Below are 16101 nucleotides of genomic sequence, written 5' to 3'. Positions count from 1 at the left end.
CTAGCTCCGCAGTCGGGCGAGCAGCACCGCCGGCGCCTCCGCCAGGGAGGGGCCGTACCAGGTGAGGTGCCGGCCGCTCACGAACGCGGGCCGCGCCTGGGGCCACGCCTCCGGGCCGTCCTCCGGCGTGAACGCGTAGGGCTCGTCGGGGAAGACGACGAGCTCCGCCCGCACCGTCGCGGGCTCGTCGCGGCCCAGCTTCGGGTACCGGTCGGCGTGCCCGGCGAAGACGTTGCGGACGCCGAGCCGGGCCAGCACGTCACCGGCGAAGGTGTCGCGGCCCAGCACCATCCAGGGGCGGCGCCAGATCGGGACGACCGCGCTCACCTCCGGCAGCCGCGCCGGCGCCAGCCAGGCGGCCCGGGCATCCGCCAGCCAGCCCGGATCGGGCGAGCCGAGCACGGCGCAGAGCCGGGTGAGCGTGTCCAGCGCCTGGTCCACGGTGGCCGGCGCGGTGACCCACACCGGCACGCCGGCGGCCCGGAGCGCGGCGACGTCCTGCTCCCGGTTCTCCTCGGCGTTGGCGACGACCAGGTCGGCGCGGAGCTCCAGCACCCGGCCGACGTCGGGCCACTTGGTGCCGCCGACCCGCGGGACGTCGAGCCCGGCCGGGTGGGTGCACCAGTCGGTCGCCCCGGCCAGCAGCCCGGCGTCGGTGGCCGCGATCGCCTCGGTGAGCGACGGCACCAGCGAGACGACCCGCCGCGGCGGCGGCCCGTCGTAGGGCCGCCGCTGGTCGTCGCGGATGCCAGTGCCGGACACGGCTCAGCTCCCCGTGGCCCCGTCCAGAGGAGGACGGGGTCCATCTAGACGTCGGTGATCCGGACGCCCGCGTGCACCTTGTAGCGCCGGTTGACCGAGACGAGGTTGATCGTCAGCGCCTCGACCTGGCGGGCGTTGCGCAACCGGCCGGCGTAGATGCCGCGCATCCCCGGCAGCCGACCGGCCAGGGCCTGGACGGTGTCCATCGAGGCCCGGTCGTCACCGACCACCATGACGTCGCCGTCGATCGTGGGCTTGGACAGGTCCTCGAGCAGCCTGGCCGACAGGTGGTGGAAGGCGCCGACCACGTGCGAGTCCGGCAGCAGCGCGGCCGCCTGCTGGGCGGCGCTGCCCTCCTCGACGTCGAGCACGTAGGCACCGAGCTCGTCGAAGCCCATCGGCACGACGCAGTCGACGACGATCTTGCCGGCCAGCGGGGTCGCGAGCTCGGCCAGCGTGGCGGCGTGCCCGGCGAAGGGGACGGCGACGATCACCAGGTCCGCCGCGCCCGCGACGTCGACGTTGGAGCCGCCGGTCACCGACACCTCGACCCCGCCGGCCACCGTTGCGGCGCGCTCGGCCACCTCGGCGGCCACCTCGGCGGCGCGCTCGGCGTCCCGGGAGCCCAGCAGCACGCGCTGCCCCTGCGCGGCCAGCCGGACGGCCAGTCCGCGCCCCTGGGGGCCGGTGCCGCCCAGCACTCCCACGACCAGTTCCTCGACCGCGCGACCGTCCGTCACGTCCACCCCTTCCGCAGCGCCGGACGACCCGGCGGCTGGGACCGATCATGCCTGGCCCCCGGGGCGAGGGTCAGCGCTCCTCCCACTCGCGGTCCTCCGCGTCGAGCCGCTCGTTCCGCTCGGCGACGGCCGCGAGCGCCTGCTCGGCCTCCTCCCGGGTCTCGTACGGCCCGAGCCGGTGCCGTTCGGCGCACCCGTCGCGGTCCTCGACCCGGTGGTGCTTGAGACAGAAGAACCAGGGCCCCCCGGCCATGAGCGACCTCCTCCACTCGTCGGACGACCTCAGCCTTCCACCCGGCGCACGGGTTCGCTCGGACGACGACTGCCCGGGCGGACGCCGCAGGGTGACCAGCAGCGCACGAGGGGTGCCGGAACGCCGGTTCGTGCGGCATCCTGCACCCGTGACCGGCTCGGACGTGCGCGCTTCCGCCCACCCCGGGCCGGTCGACCCGGGCAGGCACGAGCACCGCATCGCCGCCGTCACCGTCGCCGTGCTGCTGGCCATGGGCGGTCTGATGGGCTCGGTCAACCTCTTCGTCGCCGGCGTGCTGCGCGAGGGGGCGGCCCGGTGGGCCTACGCCGGCACCATGCTCCTGCTGCTCCTCCTCGCCGCATCCCTCGCCGCCCGCCGCCGGATCGGCCCCGGGCACACCCTCGCCCTGGTGCTGCTCGGCGACCTGACCTACCTCGTCGTGGTCCTGTGCATCCAGGACCCGCTGCGCTACGCCACCCCGCTGATGCTCCTGTTCCCCGCCCTCGCGGCCGCCTGGTTCCTGGAGCTCCGCGCGCTCACGGTCCACATGGCGGTGACGACCGGCGTCTGCCTCGCCGCGCTGTGGCCCAGCTACGACAGCGCCGTCGCCCTCGGCGTCCAGGTCGGGGTCAGCGCCGTCACGCTGAACGTGGCGGCGATGGCGGTCTACCTGCTCCGCCGGCGCGTGCAGCGCCTGCTGGTGGAGACCGCGAACCTCACCCACCTCGATCCGCTCACCGGGCTGCACAACCGCCGCTACCTCGTCGAGCAGGCCGAGCGCCTCTGGGGGCAGGCTCGGCGGGACGGGACCCGGATCTGCGCCATGGTCCTGGACCTCGACCACTTCAAGAAGCTCAACGACCAGTTCGGGCACGCCGTCGGCGACTCCGTGCTCAGCGCCGTGGCCGCCTCGCTGTCGGCCGCCGTCCGGCCCGCGGACGTGCTCGCCCGCACCGGCGGCGAGGAGCTCGTCGTCGTCGGCTCGGTGGGCGACGCCGCGGAGGCCGGTCGGCTGGCCGAGCGGCTGCGGGCCGCCGTCGCCCGGGGACAGGGCGCCGGCGGGCACGGGGTCACCGCGTCGATCGGGCTGGCCGTCACCCGGCCGGGCGAGGGAGAGGACGCCGTCGCGGCGTTGTGGCGGCTGGTCGACGAGGCCGACGCCGCCATGTACCGGGCCAAGCGAGAAGGTCGGGACCGGGTGGCCACCGCGGTGGTCCCGCGCGCCCGCAGCCCCCGGGCGGAGCAGACCAGCTCCTAGCCCGGCCGGCGGCGGCACGGGCCGGACGGTGCTCTCGACCGGTGCGTTCGGCGGATCTCTGCTTCGCTAGGCACATGACGCTCGTCGCGCCTGACCCGACGCGGACGGTGCCTCTGCCCTTGCGCGAGCAGGCCGACGTGCGCGACCGATGGCTCACCCAGCGGCTGCTCGACGTCCTCCCCGGACTCATGGACCGGGCAGGCATCGATCTGTGGATCGTGGCCGGGCGCGAGTACGACGAGGACCCGGTCCTCGCCACGCTGCTCCCGGCCACCTGGTTGTCCGCCCGCCGGCGCACCATCCTGCTGCTGCACCGCAGCGACGACGGCGTGACCCCCGCGGCGGTCTCCCGCTACCCGGTCGGCCAGTTCCTGCCCGCGTGGACCGCCGACGCCCGGGAGCCCGCCGAGCGTGCCCAGTGGGCGGAGGTCCGCCGGTTCGTGGAGCAGGCCGACCCGCGCCGCATCGGCATCGACGTCTCCGAGCACTTCGCGCTGGCCGACGGCCTCTCCCACACCGAGCACCGGCTGCTCACCGAGGCGCTGGGCCCGTACGCGGACCGGCTGGTGTCGGCCGAGCGGCTCGCGGTGGGCTGGCTGGAGACCCGCCTGCCGGAGGAGATCGAGGCGCTGCGCGCGATGAACCGACTGGCGCACCAGGTCATCGCGGAGGCCTTCTCCCCCGCCGTCGTCCGGGTGGGCCGGACCACCGCGCTCGACGTGGCGTGGTGGATGCGGCAGCGGCTCCACGACCTGGGTGTGGAGCCGTGGTTCCAGCCGGCCGTGCTGCTGCAGCGCGCCGGCGTGCCACTGGCCGAGGACGGGGGGACGCTGCTGCCCGCCATCCCCTCCGACGCGGTGGTCCGGGCCGGGGACCTGCTGCACTGCGACGTGGGGCTGAGCTCTCTGGGGCTGCGGACCGACACCCAGCGCAACGCGTACGTCCTGCGGCCCGGCGAGACCGAGGCCCCCGAGGGGCTGCGTGCCGCCATGCAGGCGGCCAACCGGCTGCAGGAGCTGACCGCGGCCGCGCTCCTCCCGGGCCGGACGGGCAACGACGTGCTGGGTGCGGCGCGCGCCGCCGCGGCCGCGGAGGGCATCGACGGGGACGTCTACTCGCACCCGATCGGCTACCACGGCCACGGGGCAGGGCCGGCCATCGGCCAGTGGGACCAGCAGCGGGACGTGCCGGGTGCCGGCGACTACCCGGTGCACCCGGACACCGCGTACGCCCTGGAGCTCGCGGTGCGCCGGCCGGTGCCCGAGTGGCGCGGCCAGTGCGTCCGGCTGGGGCTCGAGGAGGGCATCGCGCTCACCGCAAACGGCGTCGAGTACCTCGCCGGCCGGCAGACGGAGTTCCAGCTCATCGGCTGACGCGCCGCCGCTCCGCTGGTCCGGGGCAGCGGCGGCGCGACGAGCTCACTTCTTCCGGGCCTGAGCGGTCTTCTTGTCGTTCGCCTTCTGGATGGCGTCGACCAGTTCCTTCTTCTTCATCGTCGAGCGGCCGGAGATGTCGAGCTTCTTGGCGACCTCCTGCAGGTGCTCCTTGGTGGCGTTCGCGTCGACGCCGCCCTTGGTCTGCTTGCCGGTGCCGCGACCGCCGGCGGCCTGCGCGTCGGAGGGCCCCTTCTTGCCGCCCTCCTTCTTCTCCCAGTGGTCGCCCACCTTCTCGTAGGAGTGCTTGACCGCCGCCCACGCGACGCGGTTGGCGCGCTCCTCGTCGTCGTACTCGTCCACCGCCGAGTCGTAGGCCTTGGTGAACGTCCGCTGGGCCTTCTTGTCCGAGCGGCGCAGGGTGCTGGGCAGCTCGGACTGCTTCGCGTCGCCCTTCTTCGTCGTCTTCGGCATCGCTCTCTCCTCTCCTGTCCGGGCGTGCCTACCCGCGCGAACGGAGATGATCACCTGATCGAGCCGGCGTCCCACCGAACGGGGCTCCGCCGGACGGGACCGGGCGGCCGCTCCCCCGGTCGAGGGAGCGACCGCCCGGCGCTCAGGCGGGTCCGGCGAGCCGGACCGGACCGGTCACCGCCCGGCCTTCGCCTCCGCGAGCGTCTCGTGCAGGGCCCAGTACGCGGGCTTGCGCTCGTAGTCCTCGAACATCACGGTCGCCGCCCCCTGACCCGGCGAGAAGCTCGGCACCCACGAGTACTTGTCGTTGAAGCCCCAGATGGTGAAGGAGTTGCAGTCGTCGACCGACAGGCAGGCCTCGAGGACCCCCTGGTAGGTGTCCGCCTGCTCGGCGAGCTGCTCCGCGGTGGGCACCCCGCTCTCCGGGAGCGTGAACCGGACGTCCAGCTCGGTGATCGCCGTCTCCAGCCCCAGGTCGTCGAAGCGCTGCATGTTCTCGTCGAGCGTCTCCGGGAAGGGGTACTGGAGGTCCAGGTGGGCCTGGAAGGCGAACCCGTGCAGCGGGACGCCCTCGGCGAGCAGCTGCTTCGCCAGCTCGTAGTAGGCGTCGCTCTTCGGGCCCATGTCCTCGACGGCGTAGTCGTTGAGGAAGAGCTTGGCCTCGGGGTCGGCCTCGTGGGCCCAGCGGAAGGCGTCGGCGATGATCCCCGGGCCGAGCCGCTGGATGAAGATGTTGGCAGTCGCGCCCGTCGAACCGTCCCGCAGCCGCACGCCGCCGTCGTCCCACGTGTCGGCGAAGATCTCGTTGGCGACGTCCCACTGGTCGATGCGGCCCTGGTAGCGGCCGACGACCGTCTGGATGTGCTCCTTGAGGATCGCCCGGAGCTCCTCGTCGGAGTAGTCGCCCTCGGTGACCCAGTCGGCCAGCTGGCTGTGCCACAGGAGCGTGTGACCGCGGACATCCTGCCCGTGGCGTTCGGCGAAGGCGACGATCGCGTCCGCGGGGCCGAAGTTGTAGACCCCGGGCTCGGGGTGGATGAACTCCCACTTCATCTGGTTCTCGGGGGAGACCGAGTCGAACTCCGTGGCCAGCACCTTCCGGTACCGGGGGTCGCGGGTGAACGGATCGGGGTAGCCCGCGTCCACGTGATGCCCCCCGCCGGCGACCGCGGTCCCGATCACCAGGTCGTCGGGGGTGACCGTGCGCAGGCCGTTCCGGATCGCCGGGCCGTGCGACCGGTCCTCCTGGGCCTGGGCCGATGGTGCCGCCTGGTCCTGCGGCGCCGCCGCGGCGGGCAGGACCGCGGCGGAGATCGCGACCGGGACCAGGGCCACCCCGACCGCGCAACGGGCTGCCGCCCGCGAACCGAACCTCACAGAGCGCATGCTGTGCCTTCCCTCGAGACGTCGGAACGGCTTCCGAAAGTTTCCGGAAACCGGAGCCGGACGTTACGTAGGTCACACCAGCGCGTCAACAGATGGACGGGCCGGGGCCCGCCGGCGCAGTGCCTCGCCCATCGGTGGGGGATCCGCCGCGCACCCGGCGGGGACCGCGCCGACCGGCCGTAGGCTGACCGCCTGACCAGGAGGAGGTCCGTTGGCCGACGAGCAGACCGGCGCGGTGACCATCGCGGCGATCGCCGCGGCGGCCGGGGTGTCTGTCCCGACGGTCTCGCGCGTCCTGAACGGGCGGTCCGACGTGGCCCCGCAGACCCGCGAGCGCGTGGAGCAGCTGCTCCGCGACCACGGCTACCAGCGCCGGGGCGGCCGGGCCCGGGCACGGCTGATCGACCTGGTCTTCAACGACCTCGACAGCCCGTGGGCGCTGGAGATCATCCGCGGGGTGGAGGACGCCGCCCACGCGGCGGGCGTCGGCACCGTGGTCACCGCGATCCACCGCCGGGCCAGCGCCACCCGGGGGTGGCTGGACAACCTCGGCGCCCGGGCCAGCGACGGCGCCATCCTGGTCACCAGCGAGCTGGACCCCGAACTCGACGCGGAGCTGCGCAACCTGCAGGTCCCCGCGGTCGTCGTCGACCCGGCCGGTGTCCCGGGGCTGGACGTGCCGACCATCGGCGCGACCAACTGGGCCGGCGGCCTCAGCGCCACCGAGCACCTGACCGGGCTCGGCCACCGGCGCATCGCCTTCGTCGCCGGTACGCCCGACCTCTGGGCCAGCCGCGCCCGCCTGGCCGGGTACCGGGCGGGCCTGGAGACCGCCGGGCTGCCGTTCGACGCCGACCTGGTGGTCGAAGGCGACTTCGGCTACGCCTCGGGAGCACGCGCGGCCGACCGCCTCTTGGGCCTGCCCGACCCGCCGACCGCCGTCTTCGCCGCGAACGACCAGATGGCCCTGGGGGTCTACGAAGGGGTCCGGCGCCGGGGCATGCGGGTCCCCGAGGACGTCAGCGTCGTCGGCTTCGACGACCTGCCGGAGGCCCGCTGGTCCTCCCCGCCGCTCACCACGGTGCACCAGCCGCTGACCGAGATGGGCGTGCTGGCGGCGCGGACGGTGCTGCGCATGGTGGACGGCGAGACCATCGAGAGCCCGCGGCTGGAGCTGGCCACGCGGCTCGTCGTGCGCGACAGCACGACCCCGTCACGGCTGAGCCCCGCCGAGCCGATCTCCTCCTAGGAACGGGAGCAGCCGCCGCTACCGCGGCGGCTCGGCGACCGCCGCACAGCGGGCGTGCGCCGGTAGGTTCCGGCCGTGGACACGAACGCCTTCTGGACGCTGGTCGAGGACACCCGTGCCGAGGCACGGGAGACCGCGCCGAAGTCGGTGGTCGCCGAGCACGTGGCCACGCTCATGGCCGCCCTCGAGGAGCTGTCCGACGAGGACGTCCTCGACTTCTACCGGGAGCTGAGGACAGCCCGCGCGCGGGCGAACCGCTGGGACCTCTGGGCGGCCGCGTCCCTCGCGCTCGGCGGCGCGAGCGAGGACGCCTTCCTCGACTTCCGGAACTGGCTGATCAGCCACGGCCGGGCGGTCTACGAGCGCGTGCTCGCCGACCCGGATTCCATGGCCGAGCTCCGCTGGGACGAGGACCTGGACGACTTCGGCGCCGCCGAGGAGTGGGCCTACGCGCCCCTGGAGGTGCTGGAGGACCGGGGCTTCGCCGAGGAGGATCTGGACCCGGGCCCCGACGAGGTGGACGACCAGTTCGGCGAGCCGTCCGGTGAGCCCTTCCCGGGGGACGACGACGAGTGGTTCGCCGCCCGCTTCCCCCGGCTTTGGGCCGCCTACGGCCGAGCCGGCTAGCCCTCCAGGTACCTGCTCCAGTGGGCGCGCTCGGCGTCGGTCATCGGCCGGCTCGCGTTCGCCGCGAAGTCGAACACCACCAGGACGACGTCGGCCCGGATGGCCACCTCGCCGTCCTGCGCCAGCTCCTGCCGCATCGTGAAGGACTTCGTGCCCAGCCGGGTCACCCAGCTGCGCACGCAGAGCTCCTCGCCGACCCGGTAGTAGAGCTGGCGCAGGTAGTCGACCTCGAGCCGGGCGAGGATCAGCCCACCTCCGGCGTGATCCTCGCCCAGCGCGAGCCGCGCGTCCTCGAGCAGGCTCAGGGCCCGCGCGTGGTTGACGTGACCCAGCATGTCGGGGTCCGACCAGCGCAGCCGGACCGGGTGCTCGTGCCGCACGTCAGGGCAGGTCGGCGGTCTCGGCGGACTGCCGGTGGGCACCCTGGGCGTCGTCGGGATCGGGGTTGACCGTCCGCTCCTCCGACTCGGCCAGGATGACCTCGGCGGCGACCTCCTCCATGCCGCTGCCCTGCAGCGCCGCCTCCTCCGGGAGCAGCTGGGCCCGCGTCTCCACGTTGTCCTCGGTGACGTTGTCCAGCGCCTCGGCGCTGGGCTTCTTCTGCGTGGTCACGTCAGAACCGCTGCTGCTCGGTGCCCAGGCCGAGGGCCTCGGCCACCTCCTGGACGTTCTCGAACTGCCGGCCCGCGGGCAGGCGCTGCAGGTCCGAGAGCACCCGGTCGGCCGCGGGCCCCTCCTGCGCCTTGGCGATCAGCTGGTCGCGGTCGGCGGGCCACACCTCCTTGCCGAGGGCCTCGGCGAGTGCGGCGCGGCGCTCGATGCCGCGCTGATCGGTTCCGGGCGCGGTGCCGGGCTGGTGCGGGTCGCTCACGGTGGTTCTCCTTCGGGCTTCGCTGCGGATGTCAGGCCGACGGGGTCGAGTCGTCGGTGTAGCGGAGGATCGCGGCCACCGGCTCGCCGTCGGGCAGCGCCGCACGGGGCACGACGAGCACCCCGGCCGCGCTGGCGGCGGCAGCGGCGACCAGCGCCCGACCGGCCGGCACGACGGTGCCGTGCACGCCCAGGGAGTCCATGTCCTGCTGCTTCACGCCGAGCTCGAGCGGGCTGTTGCCGACCAGGAGCGTGGCGTCCTCCTGCTCGTCGCCGAGCAGGAGCGTCTCGACCTGCCCCTTGCGCAGCGCCTCGACGACGGCCGCGGTGCCCGTGACGGCGAGGCCGTGGGCGCCGGCGGCCTGCACCTGCTCGGTGGCGGTGGCGATGTCGCGGGCCTCGTGCTCGGCGATCAGCTCCGCGGTGCGGGCGTCGATCGCGGCCCGCTCGGCACCGGCGGCGCGGCCGCCCTCCTCCATGGTGACCACCAGGTCCGACCAGGCGGCGTGCGCCTTGTCGCTCAGGATCTGCCGGGCCCGCACGTCACCGGCGACGAGGATGAAGCGCAGCGGCAGCCGGCGGGCGAGGGAGTCCAGCTCGTCGGCGACCAGCCCGAGGTTCTCCTCCCACTGGTTCTCGGCGGTGTGCATGTACGTGTTGTGCGCCCAGCCGCCGACCTTGACCTTGCGCATGTGGAAGGTGTCGCCCTCCACCTGCTTCTCCTGGTCGGGCTGACCGACCAGCCCGGCGGTGGTGATGTCGGCGCCCACCCGGTCGGCCACGACCACGACGTGGGGCACGCGGCCGGCGAGCTGGGGCAGGATCTGCACCACGTCGGGCTGGTCGGCCCACTCCGCGGTCTCCCGGGCCGGGGCGTCGGCGAGCACCTCGTCGAGCACGACGGAGCCGTCGGAGGCGACGACGACGGCGCGCCCCTTGAGCGTGCCGGCCTCGCCGCCCTCGTTGCCCTCGAGCAGCCGGCCGCGGACGGCCTCGACGACGGTCTCCGGCGCGCCCTGCTCCGCGAGCTGCTCGCTGAGCGCGCGCACGCGCAGCTCCAGCTCCGCGTCGGCGTTCTCGTTGGTGTGCGTGACGTCGGCGCAGACCGTGGCGTAGGGCCCGGGCGCGGCGAACACCGGCTCCAGGAAGGACACGTCCATGTCGGTGGGACAACTCCTCGGTCGATCGGGGGTGTTCGGATGGCGGGGCGGCGTGGAGCCGCGACTCCCGCCGTCGCCGCCTACCCACCGGTCGGAAGCTCACACCCGGTGTCGATTCCGGGAGGCGGGGGTAGGCGGTGCGGCGACACGGACCCGCAGAGAGGACGAGGGATGACGGAGCACGACCAGCTGCCACTGCCCGACTACGACCACCTGCCGGTGGAGGGCCTGGCCTCGCGGATCCGGACGCTGGACGCCCAGGGTCTGGAGACCGTGCTCGAGTACGAACGCGCCCACGCCGACCGCCCGCAGGTCGTGGCGATCATGGAGAACCGGCTCCAGGCGCTCCGCGAGGGCGCGCAGCCCTCCGGCGGCGACCCGGCCGCACCGGCGGCCGACGACCCGTCGCACGCCGCGCACGGCTCGAAGGTCTCCGAGGCGACCACCGGCCCGGCGATGAACCCGCCGTCGCAGGGCGACCCGACCAACCCGGCCCAGCCCCGCTCCACCGGCTGACGCGAGCCCCCCCCCCGGATGTGACGAACTCGTGGTCATCAGCGACTGATGACCACGAGTTCGTCGCATTCGGCGCAGGGTCGGCCCGAGTGGGCCCCGGAGGGGTCCGCGCAGGGACGACGAACGGGCTCAGCCCAGACGGGGGACGCCACGTGGCCGCGGTGTCGTCCGGAGGACGACGATGTGCTCAGCCGCTGAACACTGCGGCGATGTCCATGACCGCGGGGCCGAGCAGCACGATGAACAGCGTCGGCAGGATGCAGAGGATCAGCGGGAAGATCACCTTGACCGGGATCTGCATCGCCTTCTCCTCCGCGCGCTGACGGCGCTTGAGCCGCATCTCCTGCGCCTGGGTGCGCAGCACGTCGGCGATGGAGACGCCGTACTGGTCGGCCTGCACCACGGCGCGGATGAAGCGGCGCAGGTCGGGGACCCCCGTCCGGTCGGCGAGCGCCAGGTAGGCGTCGCGACGCGGCTGGCCGACGGCGATGTCCTGCAGCGTGCGCACGAGCTCCTCCGCCAGCGGCCCCTTGCCGTTGCTCCCGGCCCGCGCCATCGCCGACTCGAAACCGAGCCCCGCCTCCACGGCGATCGTCATCTGGTCGAGCGTGTCGGCCAGCTCGAGGGCGATGGCCTCCTGCCGCTCCTGGCCGCGGCTGTAGAGGAGCAGCTCGGGCAGGAAGTAGGCGACGACGGTCGCCACCACGGCGACCACGACGATCAGCGGGCCCGGCCGGGCGGTGGCCACGAGCAGCCCCAGCGCCCCCGCGATCACGGCCAGCACGAGCTTCGCCGCCACCAGCCTCGGCACGGGCCAGGCCGCCGGGCGACCGGCCGTGCCGGCGAGACGGTTGAGCCGGGCCACCGTCCCGCGGGGGGTCAGGCCCCGGGCGACGCGGGTCAGCACCCCGGGCCCGGAACTCGCCGCGGCGGCCGCGCCGGTCGGGCCGAGGCCGCGCACCAGGTTGTCGCGTGCCTGCGCCGTCGCGGCGGACGGGCGGGCGAGCAGCGACCAGCCGAGCAGCGGGACGGCGACGCTGACCGCGAGGGCGGCCAGCAGGACGGGGACGGGCACGCTGCTCATCAGAACCTGATCGCCACGGTCTTCTTGAGCCACAGGCCCCCGGCCAGCAGCATCACGGCCGCCGCGGCGAGCATCGCGTAGCCGACGAGGCTCTCGGTGAACTTCGCGATGTAGGCGGGGTTGGTGATCGAGATGAAGCCGGTCACGCCGAACGGCAGCGCCATGAGCACGACGGCCGAGAGCTTGCCCTCGGCCGACAGCGCCTTGACCTGACGGCGGATGGCGTTGCGCTCGCGGATGGTGTTCCCGACGGCGTCCAGCACCTCGGCGAGGTTGCCGCCGACCTCCCGGTGGATGGCGATCGCCTGCGCGACCCAGGTGAAGTCGTCGCTGCCCATGCGCGCGGCGACCTCGTCGAGCGCGTCGCTGAGATCGCGGCCGACGCGCGTCTCGTTGACGATCCGCGCGAACTCCTCCGAGGTCGGCGCCTCGGCCTCGTGGGACACCGAGTCGACCGCCCGCAGCAGGCTGTGCCCCGCGCGCAGGCTGCTGGCCATCAGCTGCAGCGAGTCGTCGAGCTGGTCGGCGAACGCGGCCTGCCGCCGCCCGGCGCGGAATCCGAGCAGCAGCTTGGCGCCGACGGGCACCAGCACCACGAACAGCACGGCGAGCAGCGGGCCGCCGAGCAGCCCGCCGACGAGCCCGGCGACGACGGTGGCCAGCCCGACGGCGAGGACGAAGTTCGGCAACGTCGTCGCCATGCCCGCCCGTTCCAGGGCGGCGGCGCCGGCGGCGAGCCGGCCGCGCTTGAGCAGCACCTTCTCGACCGCGGCGCCCGCCGCCGCGCCGGCCCCCGCCAACGCGGACGCGGGGGGTGCCACGGACGGGTCGAGCCGGGTGAGGGGCACCCGGGCGGGGCCGGCCGGGACGACGACCAGGGCGAGGATCAGCAGGGCAGCCGAGATCGCGGCGACGCCGAGCACCAGGAGGAGCTCGGTCACCGTTCCCACCTCGCGGAGCGAGCCGGCTCCGCGGCGCCGAACACCCGCGGCGAGAGGGTGATGCCCAGCTCGTCGAACCGGTCGGTGAACCGCGGCCGGACGCCGGTGGGCACGGGCCTACCGAGGAACCGGCCCGAGGCGTCCACACCGGCGGAGTAGTCGAACAGGAACGCGTCCTGCAGCGTGACGGTCTCGCCCTCCATGCCCTGCACCTCGGTCACGTGGGTGACCCGCCGGGTGCCGTCGCGCAGCCGGGTCAGCTGGACGACGACGTCGACGGCGGAGGCGATCTGCTCGCGGATCGCCCGCAGCGGCAGGTCCATACCGGCCATGAGCACCAGCGTCTCCAGCCGCGCGATCGCGTCGCGCGGCGAGTTCGCGTGCACCGTCGACAGCGAGCCGTCGTGCCCGGTGTTCATCGCCTGCAGCATGTCGAGCGACTCCCCGCCGCGGCACTCCCCCACCACGATCCGGTCGGGCCGCATGCGCAGCGAGTTCCGCACCAGGTCGCGGATGGTGATCGCGCCCTTGCCCTCGATGTTGGGCGGGCGCGACTCCAGCCGGACCACGTGCTCCTGCTGCAGCTGCAGCTCGACGGCGTCCTCGATGGTGACGATCCGCTCCCCCTCCGGGATGAACGAGGAGAGCACGTTGAGCAGCGTCGTCTTCCCGGTGCCGGTACCGCCGGACACGATGATGTTGAGCCGCGCGTCGACGCAGGCGTGCAGCAGCTCGGCCATCTCGGGCGAGAGCGTGCCGAAGCCGATCAGGTCGTCGACCCGGAACGGGTCCTTCGCGAACTTCCGGATGGTCAGGGTGGAGCCGCTGAAGGCCAGCGGCGGGATGACCGCGTTCACCCGCGAACCGTCGGCCAGCCGGGCGTCGACCAGCGGTGAGGACTCGTCGATGCGCCGTCCGACGCGGGAGACGATCCGGTCGATGACCCGGCGCAGGTGCTCCTCGGAGGTGAACCGGGTCGCGGTGCGCTGGAGCCTGCCGCTGCGCTCGACGTAGATCGAGTCCGGCCCGTTCACCATGATCTCGCTGACCGCGTCGTCGTCGAGCAGCCGCTGCAGCGGGCCGTAGCCGAGCACGTCGTCGGCGAGCTCGGCGGTCAGCCGCTGGCGCTCCTCGGTGCTGAGCGGGACGTTCTCCTCCTCGACGACCTCGTCGAGCTCCTTGAGCACCACGGCGCGCAACGCGTCCTCGGCCATGGACGGGTCGTTCATCCGGCTGCCCATGCGCTCGAACAGCGCCTTGCCCACGCGGTCCTTCAGCCGCGCCAGCGCATCGGTCGGCGGCGCCGGGGCGGGCGATCCGGTCGCCCGGGGGGCGGCGGCCGGCCGCACCACCGGGGCGGGCACCGCGGTCGCCGGCCGGTCGGCGGCGGGGTCGGGTGCGGCGACGGGCCGGGCCGCGGGCACGGCGGGCGCCGCTCCCTGGCGCGCGGCCTCGAGCCGCTGGGCGAGGTTCACGCCTCCGCCCGGTGCTTGGCCCGGTAGCGGCCGGCCTTCATCAGCGGGGTGGCCGAGAAGCGCGACACCAGCCGGCGCAGCTCGCGCACCATCGGGTCGCGACGGCCACCGCTGGTCAGGATGGGCACGCCCTGGTTGGTGGTGGCCGGCACCGCCTTCGACCGGGGCAGGACGACGTCGACCCCCGTGCCGATCGTCGTCTCGACGTCCCGGACGGTCAGGCCGCCCTTGGGGTCGGCGAAGTTCATGACGACGTGCCGGCCGGCCGGGATCATGCACAGCTCGCGGAGCACGTCCATCTCCTTGCGCAGCCCGCGCACCCCGGGCACGTCCATGCTCGTGAGCATCACGACGTCGGAGGCGCGGTCCAGCGCCGCCAGGGTCTGCTCCGACAGCCCCGGGGCCGTGTCGACGACGACGTACCGGAACTCCCGGGCCAGCGAGGCCAGCAGCCGGCTGACGTCCTCACCGGTGATCGTGTCGCCGGCCGCCGGCGAGTCGGACCCGCAGACGGCGTACAGCCCGCTGGGGTGCTGGGTGAGGAACGTCTTGAGGACCATGGTGTCCTCGCTGGCCGGCCCGTGGACTGCGTCGGGCAGCGTGTACTCCGGCGTCAGGCTCAGGGCGGAGGCGACGTCGCCGAACTGGACGTCGAGGTCGACGAGCACCGTGGACTGCGGCGCGGCCGCGGTCAGCCCGATCGCCAGGTTCGTGGAGACCGTCGTCTTGCCCACGCCACCCTTGGGCGAGGCGATGGTGATGACCCGGCCGGCGTAGCGGTCGGTCTCGGCGACCGGCCGCAGCACCCGGCGACGACCGGCCGCCGCGTGCCCGGCGCGCTCCACCGCGGCGGCGATCTCGGCCACGTCGGCGTCCGGCGGGAGCAGGTCACGGATGCCGGCGCGCATGGCCGAGCGCCACATGTCCGGCGACGGGTCGGCCATCAGGACGACGGTGATCCCCGGCGACTGCACGTCGAGCCGGCCGGCCAGGGTCAGCACCTCGGGCGCCGGTGCGTGCGGTCCGACGAGCAGCACGTCGGGCAGCTCGTCGTCGACCAGCTGCTCGAACAGCCGCGCCGGGTCGCTGGGCAGCCGGCCCGGCGGCAGCACCTGCAGGTCGCCGCCGGTGGCCTCCTTCACGCGCAGGACCAGGTCCTCGCCTGCTCCGGCCAGGACGACGCGGCTCATGAGTAGGCCTTTCCGTAGATGGTGTCCGGGGTGAGCACCTGGGTGCGGGAGACGTCGGGGTCGGGCGGTTCGAGGGACAGCCAGACGCTCGCGTGCTCGGCGGCGAAGACGACGGCCTCGGCCTGCGCGGCCGTCACGGCGAAGGTGACCATGAGGCTGCCGGAGGGCGCGGGTGCGGAGACGGCCGGCGTCGCCCCGTCGGCGGGCGGGGCCACCGGGGCGGGGGCGCCCTGCACCTGGGTGACCAGGACCTCGTGCAGGACGGCGTGGGTGGTCCCCCCAGCGTCACCGGACATGGAGACGAAGACCCCCACGGTGTCGCCGGCGGTCAGCCGTCCGCCGACGGCGCGCTGGGGCTCCAGGACGATGCTGACCTCCTGCATCCCCTCCGGCACGGGCACCGTGCCGGGCACCTGCCGCTCCTCGGCCCGCACGAACCGGCTGTCGAGCAGCTGCTCGCCGGGTGCGAGGTCGACGGTGGCGACGCGGTCGGCGAGCGCGGCCAGGTCGGTGACCCGGCCCGGCAGCGCCGCCTTCGCCGGCAGCAGCTCGATGCCCACGAGCTCGCCCAGGGCGCTGCCCGGGGTGCCGGCGGGGATGAGGGCTTCGGCCACCAGCACCTCGACGGTCTGCACGCCGGCGAGGGCGCGGTTCTCCGCGCCGCGCACGTAGCCCACGAGGACGACCGTGCCGGCGACGACGAGCGCGAGGGCCACCGCGGTGGCCAGGAGTCGACGTCTCAC

The 16101-nt window shown here is 74.2% G+C and carries 19 protein-coding genes; 5 read left to right on the top strand and 14 right to left on the bottom strand.

Annotated elements, in window-relative coordinates; genetic code table 11:
• From ACI79S_RS15045 to ACI79S_RS15035, 3 genes are all read right to left on the bottom strand, one after another.
• Positions 1-762, bottom strand: a complete 762-nt coding sequence (locus tag ACI79S_RS15045; RefSeq protein ID WP_456594249.1) for a helical backbone metal receptor — start codon at positions 760-762, stop codon at positions 1-3.
• Between the two features lie 44 nt (positions 763-806).
• Positions 807-1502 carry an NADPH-dependent F420 reductase gene (gene npdG / locus ACI79S_RS15040; RefSeq protein WP_456594248.1) on the bottom strand — a complete coding sequence of 232 codons (696 nt, stop codon included), beginning with the start codon at positions 1500-1502 and terminating at the stop codon, positions 807-809.
• 70 nt (positions 1503-1572) lie between these two features.
• The gene (locus ACI79S_RS15035) at positions 1573-1755 is read right to left on the bottom strand and encodes a hypothetical protein (RefSeq protein WP_456589032.1); all 183 of its coding nucleotides are present in this window, start codon (positions 1753-1755) and stop codon (positions 1573-1575) included.
• Between the two features lie 148 nt (positions 1756-1903).
• Here ACI79S_RS15035 and ACI79S_RS15030 point away from each other — a divergent pair, with 148 nt between their 5' ends.
• Positions 1904-3013: a diguanylate cyclase gene (locus ACI79S_RS15030; RefSeq protein ID WP_456594247.1), complete on the top strand. Its 1110-nt coding sequence runs from the start codon at positions 1904-1906 to the stop codon at positions 3011-3013.
• Positions 3014-3150: 137 nt separating this feature from the next.
• Positions 3151-4386, top strand: a complete 1236-nt coding sequence (locus tag ACI79S_RS15025) for a M24 family metallopeptidase (RefSeq protein WP_456594246.1) — start codon at positions 3151-3153, stop codon at positions 4384-4386.
• 45 nt (positions 4387-4431) lie between these two features.
• On the opposite strand, the gene ACI79S_RS15020 is transcribed toward ACI79S_RS15025, so the two are convergent.
• Together ACI79S_RS15020 and ACI79S_RS15015 are read right to left on the bottom strand one after the other, a co-directional pair.
• Positions 4432-4860, bottom strand: a complete 429-nt coding sequence (locus ACI79S_RS15020) for a ChaB family protein (RefSeq protein ID WP_456594245.1) — start codon at positions 4858-4860, stop codon at positions 4432-4434.
• 174 nt (positions 4861-5034) lie between these two features.
• Positions 5035-6237 carry an endo-1,4-beta-xylanase gene (locus tag ACI79S_RS15015; protein WP_456594244.1) on the bottom strand — a complete coding sequence of 401 codons (1203 nt, stop codon included), beginning with the start codon at positions 6235-6237 and terminating at the stop codon, positions 5035-5037.
• Between the two features lie 220 nt (positions 6238-6457).
• On the opposite strand from ACI79S_RS15015, the gene ACI79S_RS15010 reads away from it, so the two are divergent.
• Together ACI79S_RS15010 and ACI79S_RS15005 are read left to right on the top strand one after the other, a co-directional pair.
• Positions 6458-7495: a LacI family DNA-binding transcriptional regulator gene (locus tag ACI79S_RS15010; protein ID WP_456594243.1), complete on the top strand. Its 1038-nt coding sequence runs from the start codon at positions 6458-6460 to the stop codon at positions 7493-7495.
• Positions 7496-7570: 75 nt separating this feature from the next.
• A complete protein-coding gene (locus ACI79S_RS15005) occupies positions 7571-8122 on the top strand; it encodes a DUF4240 domain-containing protein (protein ID WP_456594242.1) in 552 nt (183 codons plus the stop codon).
• Here ACI79S_RS15005 and ACI79S_RS15000 read toward each other — a convergent pair.
• Genes ACI79S_RS15000 through ACI79S_RS14985 form a run of 4 tightly spaced genes read right to left on the bottom strand, consistent with a single transcriptional unit; the run spans position 8119 to position 10152 of the window.
• Positions 8119-8502 (bottom strand): acyl-CoA thioesterase, encoded by a 384-nt coding sequence (locus ACI79S_RS15000; protein WP_456594241.1) that lies wholly within the window; start codon positions 8500-8502, stop codon positions 8119-8121. The genes ACI79S_RS15005 and ACI79S_RS15000 overlap by 4 nt on opposite strands.
• Position 8503: 1 nt before the next feature.
• Complete coding sequence (locus tag ACI79S_RS14995; RefSeq protein WP_456594240.1) at positions 8504-8734, bottom strand: hypothetical protein; 231 nt, start codon at positions 8732-8734, stop codon at positions 8504-8506.
• A gap of 1 nt (position 8735) precedes the next feature.
• A complete protein-coding gene (locus ACI79S_RS14990; RefSeq protein WP_456589023.1) occupies positions 8736-8993 on the bottom strand; it encodes a DUF2795 domain-containing protein in 258 nt (85 codons plus the stop codon).
• Positions 8994-9024: 31 nt separating this feature from the next.
• Complete coding sequence (locus ACI79S_RS14985) at positions 9025-10152, bottom strand: baeRF2 domain-containing protein (RefSeq protein ID WP_456594239.1); 1128 nt, start codon at positions 10150-10152, stop codon at positions 9025-9027.
• A gap of 171 nt (positions 10153-10323) precedes the next feature.
• Here ACI79S_RS14985 and ACI79S_RS14980 point away from each other — a divergent pair, with 171 nt between their 5' ends.
• Positions 10324-10668 (top strand): hypothetical protein, encoded by a 345-nt coding sequence (locus tag ACI79S_RS14980; RefSeq protein ID WP_456594238.1) that lies wholly within the window; start codon positions 10324-10326, stop codon positions 10666-10668.
• Between the two features lie 187 nt (positions 10669-10855).
• On the opposite strand, the gene ACI79S_RS14975 is transcribed toward ACI79S_RS14980, so the two are convergent.
• From ACI79S_RS14975 to cpaB, 5 genes are read right to left on the bottom strand one after another with little or no spacing between them, the layout of a single operon-like run.
• A complete protein-coding gene (locus ACI79S_RS14975; RefSeq protein WP_456594237.1) occupies positions 10856-11752 on the bottom strand; it encodes a type II secretion system F family protein in 897 nt (298 codons plus the stop codon).
• Positions 11752-12693, bottom strand: a complete 942-nt coding sequence (locus tag ACI79S_RS14970) for a type II secretion system F family protein (RefSeq protein WP_456594236.1) — start codon at positions 12691-12693, stop codon at positions 11752-11754. Before ACI79S_RS14970 ends, ACI79S_RS14975 begins: the two co-directional genes overlap by 1 nt.
• The gene (locus ACI79S_RS14965; protein ID WP_456594235.1) at positions 12690-14168 is read right to left on the bottom strand and encodes a CpaF family protein; all 1479 of its coding nucleotides are present in this window, start codon (positions 14166-14168) and stop codon (positions 12690-12692) included. Before ACI79S_RS14965 ends, ACI79S_RS14970 begins: the two co-directional genes overlap by 4 nt.
• Positions 14165-15358, bottom strand: coding sequence for an AAA family ATPase (locus ACI79S_RS14960; protein WP_456594234.1), 1194 nt, complete (start codon positions 15356-15358; stop codon positions 14165-14167). Before ACI79S_RS14960 ends, ACI79S_RS14965 begins: the two co-directional genes overlap by 4 nt.
• Complete coding sequence (gene cpaB, locus ACI79S_RS14955; protein WP_456594233.1) at positions 15355-16101, bottom strand: Flp pilus assembly protein CpaB; 747 nt, start codon at positions 16099-16101, stop codon at positions 15355-15357. Before cpaB ends, ACI79S_RS14960 begins: the two co-directional genes overlap by 4 nt.

The organism is Blastococcus sp. SYSU DS1024 (assembly GCF_054050795.1).
The sequence above is the reverse complement of the archived record's forward strand: the minus strand, read 5'-3'. Positions and strand labels throughout refer to the sequence as shown.

What these genes read in the sequence shown, in the direction of transcription:
- ACI79S_RS15035 (WP_456589032.1), bottom strand. Translation starts at nt 1,755, where the DNA reads ATGGCCGGGGGGCCCTGGTTCTTCTGTCTCAAGCACCACCGGGTCGAG.
- ACI79S_RS15020 (WP_456594245.1), bottom strand. Translation starts at nt 4,860, where the DNA reads ATGCCGAAGACGACGAAGAAGGGCGACGCGAAGCAGTCCGAGCTGCCC.
- ACI79S_RS14985 (WP_456594239.1), bottom strand. Translation starts at nt 10,152, where the DNA reads ATGGACGTGTCCTTCCTGGAGCCGGTGTTCGCCGCGCCCGGGCCCTAC.
- ACI79S_RS14980 (WP_456594238.1), top strand. Translation starts at nt 10,324, where the DNA reads ATGACGGAGCACGACCAGCTGCCACTGCCCGACTACGACCACCTGCCG.
- ACI79S_RS14975 (WP_456594237.1), bottom strand. Translation starts at nt 11,752, where the DNA reads ATGAGCAGCGTGCCCGTCCCCGTCCTGCTGGCCGCCCTCGCGGTCAGC.
- ACI79S_RS14960 (WP_456594234.1), bottom strand. Translation starts at nt 15,358, where the DNA reads ATGAGCCGCGTCGTCCTGGCCGGAGCAGGCGAGGACCTGGTCCTGCGC.